Source organism: Streptomyces sp. NPDC093221 (genome assembly GCF_044753885.1).
Taxonomy (GTDB): Bacteria; Actinomycetota; Actinomycetes; order Streptomycetales; family Streptomycetaceae; genus Actinacidiphila.
Window position 1 is genome coordinate 174,054 of the sequence record NZ_JBIVOA010000004.1, and the last position, 14,238, is coordinate 188,291.

The 14,238-nt window shown below is 72.2% G+C and carries 10 protein-coding genes; 2 read left to right on the top strand and 8 right to left on the bottom strand.

Features of this window, described 5'->3' with window-relative positions:
* Positions 1 to 149: 149 nt before the first annotated feature.
* A complete protein-coding gene (locus ACIQCJ_RS17675; RefSeq protein WP_402711852.1) occupies positions 150 to 425 on the bottom strand; it encodes a GlsB/YeaQ/YmgE family stress response membrane protein in 276 nt (91 codons plus the stop codon).
* 318 nt (positions 426 to 743) lie between these two features.
* Between ACIQCJ_RS17675 and ACIQCJ_RS17680 the strand changes: the two genes are divergently transcribed.
* The gene (locus ACIQCJ_RS17680; protein WP_402711853.1) at positions 744 to 2,021 is read left to right on the top strand and encodes a glycosyltransferase; all 1,278 of its coding nucleotides are present in this window, start codon (positions 744 to 746) and stop codon (positions 2,019 to 2,021) included.
* 101 nt (positions 2,022 to 2,122) lie between these two features.
* Here the strand turns inward: ACIQCJ_RS17680 and ACIQCJ_RS17685 are convergent, their stop codons facing one another.
* The 6 genes from ACIQCJ_RS17685 to ACIQCJ_RS17710 all read right to left on the bottom strand — a co-directional run bounded on the left by ACIQCJ_RS17685 (position 2,123) and on the right by ACIQCJ_RS17710 (position 10,776).
* Entirely contained in the window at positions 2,123 to 3,241 is a 1,119-nt protein-coding gene (locus tag ACIQCJ_RS17685; RefSeq protein WP_402711854.1) for a P1 family peptidase, read from the bottom strand.
* A 226-nt stretch (positions 3,242 to 3,467) separates the two neighbouring features.
* Positions 3,468 to 5,645: a glycogen debranching protein GlgX gene (gene glgX, locus ACIQCJ_RS17690; RefSeq protein ID WP_391049858.1), complete on the bottom strand. Its 2,178-nt coding sequence runs from the start codon at positions 5,643 to 5,645 to the stop codon at positions 3,468 to 3,470.
* Positions 5,646 to 5,956: 311 nt separating this feature from the next.
* On the bottom strand, positions 5,957 to 6,448 hold the full coding sequence (locus ACIQCJ_RS17695; protein ID WP_401725460.1) for a DUF5709 domain-containing protein: 492 nt from the start codon (positions 6,446 to 6,448) through the stop codon (positions 5,957 to 5,959).
* 123 nt (positions 6,449 to 6,571) lie between these two features.
* Positions 6,572 to 7,612 (bottom strand): alpha/beta fold hydrolase, encoded by a 1,041-nt coding sequence (locus ACIQCJ_RS17700; RefSeq protein WP_402711855.1) that lies wholly within the window; start codon positions 7,610 to 7,612, stop codon positions 6,572 to 6,574.
* A 171-nt stretch (positions 7,613 to 7,783) separates the two neighbouring features.
* Complete coding sequence (locus tag ACIQCJ_RS17705; protein ID WP_402712125.1) at positions 7,784 to 9,238, bottom strand: YfcC family protein; 1,455 nt, start codon at positions 9,236 to 9,238, stop codon at positions 7,784 to 7,786.
* Between the two features lie 182 nt (positions 9,239 to 9,420).
* Positions 9,421 to 10,776: a M20/M25/M40 family metallo-hydrolase gene (locus ACIQCJ_RS17710; protein WP_402711856.1), complete on the bottom strand. Its 1,356-nt coding sequence runs from the start codon at positions 10,774 to 10,776 to the stop codon at positions 9,421 to 9,423.
* 386 nt (positions 10,777 to 11,162) lie between these two features.
* Here ACIQCJ_RS17710 and ACIQCJ_RS17715 point away from each other — a divergent pair, with 386 nt between their 5' ends.
* A complete protein-coding gene (locus ACIQCJ_RS17715) occupies positions 11,163 to 13,154 on the top strand; it encodes a glycoside hydrolase family 76 protein (RefSeq protein ID WP_402711857.1) in 1,992 nt (663 codons plus the stop codon).
* Positions 13,155 to 13,167: 13 nt separating this feature from the next.
* Here the strand turns inward: ACIQCJ_RS17715 and ACIQCJ_RS17720 are convergent, their stop codons facing one another.
* Positions 13,168 to 14,178, bottom strand: coding sequence for an SDR family oxidoreductase (locus tag ACIQCJ_RS17720; protein ID WP_402711858.1), 1,011 nt, complete (start codon positions 14,176 to 14,178; stop codon positions 13,168 to 13,170).
* Positions 14,179 to 14,238 lie beyond the last annotated feature (60 nt).

The following is a 14,238-nucleotide window of genomic DNA, read 5'->3' on the forward strand; positions in this document are numbered from 1 at the left end:
TACACCCCCCCGCGGGGGGTGGGGCCCACGCGTTTAACCGGGGGGTTTTTTTTCACAACCCCCCCCCCACGGGCGGGGGCCCGGGGCGGGGGGGGGCCCCCCCGGGGGGGGGGGCCCCCCCCCCGGCCGTGCGCCCGGGTGACCGGTGGTCAGCGCCTCGCGTCCCGCGAGTCGCCGAAGAAGATGCGGTAGAGGATGAGCAGCACGAGCGCCCCGCCGATCGCCGCGCCCCAGGTGGCGGCGTCGAAGAAGTGGTGCTGTACCGGCTTGTCGAGGATTTTGGCGGACAGCCAGCCGCCGACGAACGCCCCTGCGACGCCGATCAGGATGGTTCCGATCAGGCCGCCCGGATCGCGACCGGGCAGCAGAATCTTCGCGACGGCCCCGGCGAGCAGACCGAGGATGACCCAACTGAGGATTCCCATAGGGGCCGTCTGCCCTGCGACCCGCGGGTCACACACACGAGTGCGCACCGCGCGGCGGTCAACACCGGGCGGGGGCACCGGAGTCGGGGCACGCCGCCCGGTCCGGCCGCGTGCAATACGGCACGGTTATCGCCCGGCCGCCGGGCGCCCCTCGGTGTGCATATTTCCATATCCGCACCGCACGTTACAGAAAGCGTCACTCGGTGAAATCTGGAATTCACACGCGCGCAAGTTTTAGGTGGTCCCATCGCGGCTAATCCGCTGGTCAACCAGGTTTGTCGATTTCCCGCAGAGCGGGACCTGCGATGGGTGCGCGTCATGAACGAACTGCGTGTGCTGTCGATCTACGAGGGCTTCTTTTCCGGCGGTGCGAGGATTCTGCACAGCGACGTCGTGCGCGGTCTCAGCGGCGGCGCGCAGCGGCACGCGGTGCTGAGCATCGAGGGTGAGATGCACCGCGAGGCGACCAGGCAGCCGATGTCCGACGACGCCTGCTACCGGGCGCTCACGGCGGCGGGTGTACCGGTGTCGGCCCTGCGCGACCGTTTCGGCGGCGAAGGCCGGGAGGACGCCGAGGCGGGCAGCCGCAAGGGCGGGCACGAGAGCGGCGGCGGCGTGTTCAGCCGGTCGGAGCTCGCGGCCACCGCCAGGGCGACGGCGGCGGCCGACGTACTCCTCTCGCTCAAGGAACAGCCGCTCGCGCTGCTCAATCAGGCCGGGCTGCCGTACCGGCCGGTGGTGGTGTGCCTGCACAGGTCCGATCCGGAGAATCAGGGCCCCGCGCTGGACGCGCTGCGCGCCGCGGTGGCGGCGGGCCGGGTGCGGGCCTGCGTCTGCTGCGCGGAGTCGACCAGGGCCGCGTACGTGGCCGCGGGCATCCCTGCCGAGCTGATGCACGTCATTCCCAACGGCGTCGATCTGCTGCGGTTCCGGCCCGACGCGGTCCGCAGGGCCGCGATGCGGTCCTCGCTCGGTATCGCGGCGGACGCGCCCGTCACGGTCTTCGCGGCCCGCTACGCGGAGATGAAGAACGTGCCGCTGTTCCTGCGGGCGGCCAGGATCCATCTCGGGCGGGACCCCGGCGCGCACGTCCTGATGTGCGGCGCCGGGATGACCGCGGAGAACCCGGAGCTGACCGCGGACATCACGGCCGCCTTCGGTGACGCTCCCGGCCTGCTGCGGCGGCTGTCGCTGCTGGGCGTGCGGCACGACATGGAGACGGTGTACGCCGCCGCGGACGTGGTCTCGCTGACGTCGTCGTCGGGTGAGGCGGCGCCGCTGTGCCTGATCGAGGGCATGATGTGCGGCGCGGTGCCGGTGGCCACCGATGTCGGGGACTGCGCGGAGCTGGTCGCCGGGCACGGCTTCCTCACCCCGGCGGAGGCCGAGCCGATCGCCGCGGCCTGGTCGCGGGCGGCGGCGCTGGCCGCCGACTTCGCCCCGGCGCTGGCCCGCAGCCGCGAGCGCTTCAGCCAGACCCGCATGGTGACCGCCTACGGCGCGCTCATCGAGCGGGTGCACCAGGACGCGGTGCGCGCGGTCCGCCCGGCCCGTCGCAGGACCAGGACGCGCGCGGGGGTCCCGTACGGAGCCTGAGCCCGCCGGGACGGCAAGCCGGAGTACGCGGTACGGCGCGGTGGGGGCCCCACCGCTCCCCCGCGCCGTACCGAAGCCGTGCCGAAGCCGCGCCGAAGCCATCAGGTGCCGTAGTACGCGTCCCGGTACGAGAGGAAGAGGCCGCCCGGTCCGTCCACCGTCTCGGCGGCGAGGACGGCGTGCAGGAGGGCCCGGGTGAGCGCGTCGGCGCCCGCCTCGAGGACGGCGTTCATCGCGCCCGCCTCGATGTGCACGCCGAAGGCGGGGTCGGCGGCGTCGGCCGTCCCCGGCGGGACGAGGGGGCGGCGGCCGGTCGCCATGGCGAAGACGGTGTCGCCGTCGGACAGGGAGTGGGCGGGGCGGACGGCGCGGGCGAGTCCGTCGTGCGCGGTGCCCGCCAGCTTCCGCGCCTGGGCGCGGGTGAGGACGGCGTCCGTCGCGACCACGGCCAGCGTGGTGTTGAGCGGGTGGCTCCGCCGCTCGGCGTTCTCGGCGGCAGCGGCGGCCGTACGGCGTCGGGCCCGCTCCAGGGCGTCGGCCGCGACGGGCGGGCCGTACGGGGCGAATTCCGCGGCGGCGGGGCCCGGTCTCGCGCCCCAGAGCGCGCCCGTGTCGGGGTCGACCACGGAACCGGCCGCGTTGAGCACCGCGAGCGCGGCCACCGTCACGCCGGACTCCAGGACCGTGCTGGCCGTCCCCACCCCGCCCTTGAGGCCGCCGGCCACCGCGCCCGTACCCGCGCCGACGCAGCCCTGCGGCACCGGCGCGCCCTCCGGGGCCGCCGCCGCGGCGCGTACCGCCGCAAGGCCCGTCTCCGCGCCCGGTCGCGCCGTCCACGAGCCGCCGCGGCCGAGGTCGAACAGCGCGGCGGCGGGCACCACCGGCACCACCTGGCCGGGACCGCCGACCCGGAAGCCCCGGCCCCGCTCCTCCAGCCAGCCGACCACGCCGCCCGCCGCGTCGAGCCCGAAGGCGCTGCCTCCGGTGAGCACCACGGCGTCGATGTACGGCACGAGATTGCGCGGGTCGAGGGCGTCGGTCTCGCGGGTGCCGGGACCGCCGCCGCGTACGTCGACCGCGGTGACCGCGCCGCCCTCGGGGGCCAGCACCACCGTCGTCCCGGTGAGCCAGCCGTCGCCGGTCCGCTGGGCGTGACCGACGCGTACTCCCTCGACGTCGGTGAGGCCGTTGCCGGGACCCGGCCGTGCGCTGCCGCTCATGTCGTCCTCCGTGAGGTAGCCACGATCACGCGGGCCCGCGCCATCCGCGTACTCGCGGCCCGCCCCCTCACCGTACGAGACCGCGGCCGAACGTCGGTGTGCTCCGGCGCGTGTCAGGGCGCGCCGGAGCAAGGGGTATCCCATCAGAAGAACGACGTAAACTTCAATGTTTTTTACGCAACAAGTTGACCGAAGAGTGAAATCGACGGTCACTGCCGCCTCGGTGTCAGGTGCGCGCTCCTCGCCGTCTCGGCATGCGGGACGCCTTGATGGCGCGCCGCAGGCGACCGCCCGTGGGCCGCTGCACGGCGATCAGCACGATCATGCCCCGGTCCTGGACCCGGATCCGGCCGCCGGCCTTCACTTCGGACTCGTCGGTGCCGTCGGCCTCGGCCGCGGTGTCCACGGCGACCTGCCACAGGCCGCCGTACTCGCGTTCGGGGATCACGAAGTCGAGCGGTTCGTAGTGGCTGTTCAGCAGGATCAGGAAGGACGTGTCGGAGATCCGGCCGCCCTTCGGGTCGGACTCGGTGATGGCGTCGCCGTTCAGCAGCAGGGCGACGGCGCGCGCGTCGCCGCGGTGCCAGTTCTCCTCGCACATCTCACCGCCGTCCGGCCGGAACCACACGGCGTCCGCGACGGCCGATCCCCCGGTGTCGCCGCGGAAGAACCGGCGGCGGCGCAGCACCGGGTGCTCGGCGCGCAGCTTGATCAACCGCCGTGTGAAGTCGAACAGTTCGCGCTGCTCGGCGTCCAACGTCCAGTTCACCCAGGCGGTTTCGTTGTCCTGGCAGTAGACGTTGTTGTTGCCGCGCTGGGTGCGGCCCATCTCGTCGCCGTGCGCGATCATCGGCACACCCTGCGAGACCAGCAGCGTCGTCAGCAGATTGCGCTGCTGTCTGGCGCGCAGCGCGAGCACTCCGGGGTCGTCGGTCTCGCCCTCGGCTCCGCAGTTCCACGAACGGTTGTGGCTCTCGCCGTCGTTGCCGTCCTCGCCGTTGGCCTCATTGTGCTTGTCGTTGTACGAGACCAGGTCGCGCAGCGTGAAGCCGTCGTGGCAGGTGATGAAGTTGATCCCGGCGCGCGGGCGGCGGTTGTCGTCCTCGTAGAGGTCGGAGGAGCCGGTGAGCCGGGAGGCGAGGGCGGGCAGTGTGCCGTCCTCGCCGCGCCAGAAGTCCCTGACGGTGTCGCGGTATTCGCCGTTCCACTCGCTCCACAGGGACGGGAAGTTGCCCACCTGGTAGCCGCCCTCGCCCAGGTCCCACGGCTCGGCGATCAGTTTGACGCGGCTGACCACCGGGTCCTGCTGCACGAGGTCGAAGAAGGACGAGAGCCGGTCCACCTCGTGGAACTGCCGGGCCAGCGTGGCCGCGAGGTCGAAGCGGAAGCCGTCCACGTGCATCTCGGTGACCCAGTAGCGCAGGCTGTCCATGATGAGCTGGAGGACGTGCGGATGCCGCATGAGCAGGCTGTTGCCGGTGCCGGTGGTGTCGAAGTAGTGCCGCGGGTCGTCGTCCACCAGCCGGTAGTACGAGGCGTTGTCGATGCCGCGGAAGGAGAGCGTCGGCCCCATGTGGTTGCCTTCGGCGGTGTGGTTGTAGACCACGTCGAGGATCACCTCGATGCCCGCCTTGTGCAGGGCCTTCACCATCTCCTTGAATTCCGTGACCTGTTGGCCGCGTACCCCGCTCGACGCGTACGCGTTGTGCGGCGCGAAGAAGCCGATGGTGTTGTAGCCCCAGTAGTTCGACAGGCCACGGTCGCGCAGATGGCCGTCCTGCGCGAACTGGTGCACCGGCATCAGCTCGATCGCCGTCACGCCCAGTTCCTTCAGGTGCTCGATGACCGCCGGGTGCCCGACTCCCGCGTAGGTGCCGCGTATTCGCTCCGGCAGGCCCGGGTGGGTCATCGTCAGACCCTTCACGTGCGCCTCGTAGATCACCGACTCGTGGTACGAGTGACCCGGCGCGCGGTCGTCCCCCCAGTCGAAGGACGGATCGGTCACCACCGACAGCATGGCGTGGCCGAGGCTGTCCATCGTGTTCTGCTCCTCGGGCGCGTGGAAGCGGTGGCCGAACGCCGACTCGTCACCGTCGACCTGGCCTTCCACTGCCGTGGCGTACGGGTCGAGCAGCAACTTCGCCGGATTGCAGCGATGCCCCTCGTCCGGCCGGTACGGGCCGTGCACGCGGTAGCCGTAACGCTGGCCGGGGCCGACGCCCGGCAGATACGCGTGCCGGACGAATCCGTCCACTTCGGTCAGCGTGAGGCGCTGTTCCCGTCCCGCGTCATCGACGAGGCACAGCTCGACCTTCTCCGCCACCTCGGAGAACAGGGCGAAGTTGGTGCCCGAGCCGTCGTACGTGGCTCCGAGCGGATAGGGACGACCGTTCCACTGCTGCATTCACTGACCCTCTCGACCCTGCGTGAGCGACGATCCGACGTCCTCCCACTCATACCCCGTTGATCTCAGGCCATGGGTTCGTGAAGTGAACGGTCGCAGAAGGCCCCCGCGAACCGGTCGCGGACCGTACGACAGCGACCTCCGGCGGTGGCCGGAGGTCGCTGTCGCGAGCCGCGTCGGGCTCGGGGTGTCGCATGGGTTCGGGTGTCGAGGGGGTTCGGGTGTCGAGGGGGTTCGGCTGTCGAGGGGGTTCGGCTGTCGAGGGTGGAGGCGCCGGGGGTCAGGAGTCCGGGTTCGGGCGCCGGGGGATGTCAGGCGTCGTCGCCCGGCAGGGACTCCGGGTCGTCCAGGAGGTGCACGGCGGCCTCCTCCGCGGAGGCGGCGCCGCCGTCGATGCCGACGTCGTCGGCCACACCGTCCTGGACCGGGCTGTCCACCCACTGCTCCGGGCTGGTCAGCCGGCCCGCGCGCAGGTCGCCCGCCTCGGGGTCGAGCAGTTCCCCGTCGGTGTCGGCGGCGTCGCCGAGGCCGTCCCCGTCGGGGAACTGCGGGGTGTCGGGGCGCTCCCTGGCCAGCCGCTGGTCCAGCGAGTCGCCGTCGCGCTGCTCCTCGGCCGTGGTGCCGTTCTGCTCGACGGCCAAGGGCCGCTCGGGCGGCGAGTACCCCTCGTCCAGGACGTCCTCGACGCCCCGGTCGACCAGGGTGTCCTCGGGCTCCAGCGGGCCCGCGTCCTCCTGGATCTCGCTCCCGTCCGGCTGGTAGACGTCGTCCCCCATGCCGTCGTCCGTCATGCGGTCGGACATCGTGTCCTCTTCCTGGTCGGTCGGCGGATTCGCGATGCCGGTGGTGGCATCACGGACGGTCGCCTGCCCGTGGTGCGGCGGCGGAAACGGTGGACATCCCACCGCGACCGTGCGGCGTACCCCTCAATCCTCGCGCGGTGCGGGCAGCGCGGCCAGCCAGTCGGTCAGCAGGCCGCTGACCTCCTCGGCGCGCTCCTGCTGGATCCAGTGCCCGCAGCCCTTGAGGATGTGCGAGGAGACCAGTCCGGGCAGGGTGCTCGGATACGCGTCGATGGCGCCGGCCATCCATGTGGTGGAGGCGTCGAGGTCGCCGCCGATGAACAGCGAGGGCTGCCGGATCGGAGCGCCGTCCCAGGGCGCGAGGTCCGCCCAGTCGCGGTCGACGTTGCGGTAGCGGTTGAGCGCCCCGGTCAGTCCGGTCCGCTCGAACTCGCCCGCGTAGAAGTCCAGGTCGCGCTCGGTCAGCCAGCCGGGCAGCCGTCCGGTGGGGAAGCGGTCGGAGAGCTTGGCGGCGGGCGGTACGAAGTGGGGGTCGCTCTCCCCCGCCGCCGGCATCGTGTCGGCCGACAGCGCCGCGTAGAAGCCCGCGAGCCAGCCGCGCACGTCCTGTTCGATCTCCGCCTCGGCCCGACCCGGCTCCTGGAAGTAGCTGACGTAGAACTCCTCGTCGCCGCCGATGGCGCCGAACGCCTCGGTGGGCCGGGGGCCGCCGCGCGGTGCGTAGGGCACGCTGAGCAGGCCGACGGCGGTGAAGACGTCCGGCCGCAGCAGCGCCGAGTTGGCGGCGACGGGCGAGCCCCAGTCGTGGCCGACGACCGTCGCGGTCCGCTCGCCGAGGGCGCGGACGAGCGCCACGTTGTCGGCGACGAGCTGGAGCATGCGGTACGCCTCGGGCTCCGCGGGCTTCGACGAGCGGCCGTAGCCGCGCACGTCGACGGCGACGGCGCGGTAGCCCGCCGCGGCGAGGGCCGGGAGCTGGTGGCGCCAGGAGTACCAGGACTCGGGGAAGCCGTGCACGAGCAGGACCAGCGGTCCCGCGCCCTGCTCGACCAGATGGATGCGGCCGCCGGGCACGTCGACCAGCCGGTGCCGCGCGTCGGCCGCGGGGTCCTCGGTGGCCGCGGAGTGCGGACGGGTCGGCTGTGGACGGGTGGGCTGCGCCATTGCTTCCTCCCGGAGCTTCGGGCCGCGCTCGCGGCGGTCTGACCTGCGGCGTACGTCGTGCACGGGCCGGGAGACCCGGCACGCCGTGAGCCGTTGCCGCGAGTGTGCGGGCCCGGCCGGAGCGCAGGCCAATTCCGTTGCCGTTCCGGCAAAACGGCGTCCCGCCGGGCGTCAGGTGACGACCGCGCCGACGGCGACGAAGCCGCAGATCATGACGAAGAGGATGGCCAGCAGCGGCCAGATGAAGCGCAGGTACTGGTCGTAGCGGACCTTGGCCAGGGCCGCACCACCGATGGTGACGGCGGTGGTCGGCACCCAGAGGTTCATCCAGCCGCTGGCCGACTGCCAGGCGGTGACGACGACTGAGCGCGAGACCCCGGCGAAGTCGGCCAGCGGGGCCAGGATCGGCATGGCGAGGGTGGCGTGCCCCGAGGTGGACGGGATGAGGAAGGCCAGCGGCAGGTTGACCAGGAAGACGATGATGCCGAACACCGAGTTGGACGTGCCGGAGACGACGCCCTCGATGGAGTGCAGCACGGTGTCGGTGACCTTGGAGTTGTTCATGATCACGGTGACGCCGCGGGCCAGCACGATGACCAGCGCGGGAGAGATGAAGTCCGCCGCGCCCTGGATGATCGTGGCGCTGAGCTTCTGCTCCCCCATGCGGCCGACTAGTCCGATGATCACCGCGGCGACCAGGAACAGCGCGGCCAGTTCGGCGAAGGACCAGTCCAGTTCCCAGGCGTACGGGGTCGCGTCGGCCTTGCCGGTCAGCGCGCTCGACCAGGGCACCACCGAGAAGATCATGAAGGCGAAGACCAGGCCGACGGCCATCAGTACGGCCTTGTGCAGGCCGGTCAGCTCGGGCGGCTCCTGGTCGCGGTCGACGCCCTGCTCCCGGTCGCCGGGCAGGAAGCCGACGAGGGACCGGTCGGGGTTCTTCTGCACGCGCTTGCCGTAGCGGACGACGTAGGCGACCGTCACGGTCGTCAGCACGATCCACATCACGAAGCGCAGCACGATGCCGTCGCCGAGCGAGATGTCGGCGGCCGACGAGGCGACGCCGGTCGCGAACGGGTTGACCGTGGAACACAGCACGCCGACGCCCGCGCCGAGGATGATCGCGCCGGTGGCGACCATGCGGTCGTAGCCCAGCGCCAGCATCAGGGGCACGATCAGGCCGTAGAAGCCCAGGGTCTCCTCGGCGAAGCCCTCGACCGTGCCGAGCACGGAGAAGGTCACCATGATGCCCGCGATGAGCAGCGCGCCGCGGTCGCGCAGGGCGTGCGCGAGGCGGGCGATGCCGCGGTCCAGGGCGCCGGTGGCGAAGACCACGGTGATGAACGCGCCGATGGCGAGCACGAACAGGAAGACGCCCGCACTGCCGTACAGGTCACCGGAGTTGTCGGGCGCGACGAAGCCGGTCTTGGCGTTCTGGATGCCGTACAGGCCGTTGACCGGCGAGAGGAACAGGTCCTTGAGGTGGTCGACGAAGCTCAGCCCGGACGAGACACGGTGGTACGTGCCCTGGATGGGCGCGCCCGTGTCCTTCCGCTTGTACTCGCCCGACGGGATCAGGAACGCCAGCGCCCACACCGCGAGGGTGACCAGGGCGAGGATGGTCAGGGCGCTGGGGAAGGTGAATTTGTGCTTCTTGGGCGGCTGTCGGCCCGGGTCGCCGTCACCCGTGGTGCCGGTGCCGGAGCCGCCGGCGGAGTCCCCGGCCGTGGTCCCCGCCGTCCCGGTGTCCCGGTAGGCGGTGGATCCGTTGGCATCGGCCGCGTCGGCGCCCGGCGCCGTATCGCCGCTCACCGCGCCCCGCCCGCCGCGCGGAAGTCCGCCGCGTACTCCCGGAGGAAGGCCGCCTCCGCGATGACGGCGCCGCGCAGCTCGGAGAAGAGCACCCGCTCATTGGGGGCGTGCAGATTGCACATGCTGTCCTGGGCGCCGAAGAGCAGCACCTCCGCGTGGGGTACGGCCTTGGCGAGGCCGTTGACCAGCGGGATGGAGCCGCCGCTGGCGGCGAGCTGGGCCTCCTCGCCCCAGCCCTCGCGCAGCGCGGTGCGGGCGGCGCGGTAGGCGGGGCCGTCGGTGGCCGGTTCGAAGCCGGGGCCCGCGTCGCTGGGGGTCACGGTCAGCTCGATGCCGAAGGGCCGGTGCTCGCGCAGGTGCCTGACCAGCGCGTCGGTGGCCTCCTTCGGGTCCTGCAAGGGGTGCACGCGCAGATTGAGCTTGGCGCGCGCGTACGGCACCACGGCCGACGCGGCGCCGTCCACGGTGGGGGTGTCCATGCCGATCACGGTGACGGCAGGGCCGCTCCACAGCCGCTCGCCGAGGCTGCCGGTGCCGATCAGCGGTGTGCCGTCGGGCACGGTCGCCAGCGCGCGGAACTCCTCCTCGGTGTACGAGGCCCCGTCCCACGGCTCGCGGCGCAGCCCTTCGACCGTGACGTCACCGGCCGCGTCGTGCAGCGAGGCGAGCGCCTGGATGAGGGCCAGCAGCGCGTCGGGCGCGGCGCCGCCGAATTCGCCGCTGTGCCGGGCCTCGGCGAGCGTCCGCACCTCCACGACGACCTCGGCGACTCCGCGCAGACCCGTGGTCAGGGTGGGGGTGCCGGGCCGCAGATTGCCCATGTCGGCGATGACCATGGCGTCGCAGGCGAAGCGCTCGGGGTCGGTCGGCGGGTAGTCGTCGAAGGCGCTGCCGTACTCCTCCTGACCCTCCAGCACGATCTTGACGCCGGTCGGCGGCCGGCCGCCGTACGCGCGCAGGACGCCGAGGTGGGCCATGACGTTCGACTTGTCGTCGGCGATGCCGCGGGCCCGCAGGCCGCCCTCGATGGGCGTGGGCTCGAAGGGCGGCGACTGCCAGGCCGACTCGTCGCCGGACGGCTGGACGTCGTAGTGCCCGTAGAGCAGTACGGTCGGCGCGTCGGGGGTCGGCGGCGGGATCTCGGCGTAGATGACCGGTGAGGTGTCGGGCAGGTCGATCCGCTCGATGTGCTCGACCCCGGCGTCCCTCAGGAGCTCGACCAGCAGGTCGTGCGCCCGGTTCACCTCCGCGGCGGGGTAGCCAGGGAAGGCGATCGAGGGAATCTCGGCGAGCCGCACCAGGTCGGCGGTGAGCTGTTCCATCAGACTGTCGACGGTGGCGGCGAGATCCATACCGGCGTGCTCCTCATCCCGAGTTCTCTGTCTTCCGACCGCTCCGTGGCGCGGTCGCGCTGTCGTGCGATCGCTTCCGTGGTCCGACGCGCCCTGCCGTCCGAAATCCCCGGTGCGGTCAGGGCCATGACGGTCCTTTCGAGCACTCTGTCGACTGTCCGGGTGAGGCGCAGCCGTTAATGGGCCGAACGGGCCACGGTGGCCGCGGCGGACGGTTGCCGTGGGACGCGGGTGACCCAAGGGGTTGACTGTGCATGACAACGCTGTCTCAATGTGGAATTGCAACGTGAGAAACGGTGAAGTGCCCGCGCTTCGACCGGAGTTGCCGTGCCGCGCGGTCGAGCGCGGCGTGACCCGTTCCGCCCGGTCCCGGACAGGGGTGTCGTGTGAGCAGACGGTGGTTGTGGCGCGTTCTTCTCCTCGCCTTGCTCGTCCTGGCCGCGCAGCCGGGCATCGCGTCGGCCTCGCCTGCGGGCGGCTCGTCGTCCTCCGCGGCTGCGGCGTCGTCGCACACGGGACGGTCGTCCACGGGGCCTGTGCCCACGGAGCCGCCGTCCACGGAGCCGCCGTCCGCGGAGCCGTCGCTTACGGTGTCGCCGGTCGCGCTCGCCGCGCCGAACGACGCCACGACCGTGTGCGCGGTCTACTGCGACACCCGCGACCCGTCACTGGCAGGGCAGGAGACCTTCCCGGTGGCGGACAAGACCCTCAACGGCCGCCGGGTCTCGCTGCACGTCTCGGACGCCGACGGCATGGCCTGGGCGTCCATCGACGCGGGACAGCTCAACGACTCGGTGTGGCTGGACCGCTCGTGGGACGGCGGGACGACCTGGGACGGGCTGCTGGGCAGGGCCTCGATCCCGTCGACCTGGACCGGCACGCGCACCCTGATGTACAACCTCTACGACCCCACCCACCACCGGCGCGCCGTACTGCGGGCGTGCGGGGACGCGCAGGGCGTGGGCTGTACGGGCTGGGCGCGGCTGAGCGTGTGTGCCGCGCGCTGCGACGGCGCCGATGTGTCCACGGGCACCGGTGACACCCGGCCGGTGGCGGACGCGACGCTCAACGGGCGGACCATCGCGCTGCACATGGACAACTCGGGGATGGCCTGGGGCACGGTCTCCGGCGGCGGCGCGGGCGACGAGATCTGGCTCGACCGCTCGTGGGACGGCGGCGCGAGCTGGCCCGACGGATCGTCGAAGGGGCGGACATCCGTGCCGTCCGGCGCGTCGGGCACCAGGACAGCGGAGTTCAACACCTCCGATCCGCTCGGCAAGCTCTACGGCGGCGCGGTGCGCGCCTGCGGCCGGGCCGTCGAGGGCCAGAACGGGAGCTGCACCGCGTGGGCGCGGCCGACGACGGTCCGCAGCGCGGCGGCGGCCGACGCCCTCATGTACTCCTACGACCCGAACACCGCCTACTGGCCATCGAGTTGGTGGAACTCCGCGGTGGCGCTCAGCACGGTGATCGACTACATGCGGCAGACCGGCGACACCCGCTATCTGTGGGTGGTGGCGCGCACCTTCCAGGTGAACAAGGCCGCCTTCCCCGCCGGGGCCCGCAGTTCCGACCCGATCGACGGCGACTTCATCAGCCGGGCCACCGACGACGCCGAGTGGTGGGCCCTGGCCTGGATCGACGCCTACGACCTGACCGGCAACGTCACGTATCTCAACGAGGCCGTCACGATCGCCACGTACGTCAACGGGCTGTGGGACACCAGCACCTGCGGGGGCGGGGTGTGGTGGGACCGCGAGCGGACGTACAAGAACGCGGTGACCAACGGGCTGTACGTGCGGTTGACCGCAGAGCTGCACAACCGGATCAGCGGGGACACGACCTGGCTGGGCCGGGCGACCACGTCCTGGAACTGGTTCAGGAACAGCGGTCTGATCAACGCGTCCGGGCTGGTCAACGACGGGCTGACCGGCGGCTGCGCCAACAACGGCCAGACGGTCTGGAGTTACAACCAGGGCCTGGCGATCGGGGCCGCGGTGGAGATCTGGCGGGCCACGGGTGACGGTACGGCGCTGGCGAAGGCGCGCCAACTGGCCGACGCCGCGGTCGCGGCACCGTCGCTGGTCACCTCGGGGTTGCTCACCGAGCAGTGCGACGCGCTGAACGCGACCTGCGACGACAACGCCAAGCAGTTCAAGGGCGTCTTCATGCGCTACCTCCAGGACCTCAACGGCGCGACCGGCGGCGCCTATCGCGGCTTCGCCACCACTCAGGGCAACTCGATCTGGTCGGCGGACCGCGATTCGCTCAACCGTCTCGGCGAGCGCTGGTCGGGCCAGGGCAGCACGGACCATCCCAATGTGCGCGACTGGCGCACTCAGGCCAGTGCGCTCAGCGCGCTGCTGGCGGCGGGCTGAGGCGGCGCGGACCTCAGGGTCCGGGCGGGGTCGCGGGCGCGGTCGTCCCGGGCGCGGTCGTCCCGCGGATGGTCGCCCCTGGCCCGGTCGTCCCGGTCGGCGCGGTCTCGGGCACGGTGACACCGGTCAGGCGCTCGGCCGCCGCCCACAGCCGGGCGTTGGTCGCGGGGTCGAGCGCTCTGCGGGTGATGCGCGCGGTCGTGGTCGGGCCGACCAGGCCGAGGCGTCGGCCCGGGCCGTAGTAGCCGCCCGCGACGGCTCCGGGATCGGCCGCGGCGAACAGCAGCGGTTCCGTGCCCTGCTCGACCCCTTGGCGGGGCAGGAAGTCCAGCCGCCTGCCGAGCCTGTGCAGTCGTGACGGCTCGCCGCCCAGGCTCGCGCCCGCGGTTTGCAGGTTGGTGGTGGTGTAGCCGGGGTGGGCGGCGGTGCTCAGCAGATTCCAGCCGCGGTCGGCGGCGAGGGCGGCCAACTGCCGGGTGAGGATGAGGTCGGCGAGCTTGGACTGGGCGTACGAGAGATTCGGGCGGTAGCGGCGTCGCTCCCACTGGAGGTCGTCGAAGCCGATCCGCCCGTAGGCGGCCGTGCCGCTGCTCATGGTCGCCACGCGCGGCGCGGTGGCGGCGAGCAGGGCGGGCAGCAGCCGGACGGTCAGGGCGAACGGGCCGAGGAAATTGCTGCCGAATTGCAGCTCGAAGCCGTCGGCGGTGGTCATCCGGGTCGGCGGGGCCATCACGCCCGCGTTGTTGACCAGCAGGTCGAGCGGGGCGGGGTCGGCGAGCACGCCGTCGGCGAACGCGCGGACCGACGCCAAGTCGGCGAGGTCGACGCGGCGCACTTCCAGGCGGGCGTCCGGGTGCCGCTCCAGGATCTCAGCGCGGGCCCGCTCCCCCTTGTCCGGAGTGCGTACGGCCATGATCACCTGCGCTCCCGCGGCGGCGAGGCGGCGGGCGGCCTCCTTGCCCGTGCCGCTGTTGGCGCCGGTCACGACGGCCTTACGGCCGGTCTGGTCGGGGACGACATACATGGTGACTCCTTCGGCGTCCGTGCCGGGACACCTCAATAAAGGACCGGTGGTCTGTTACGT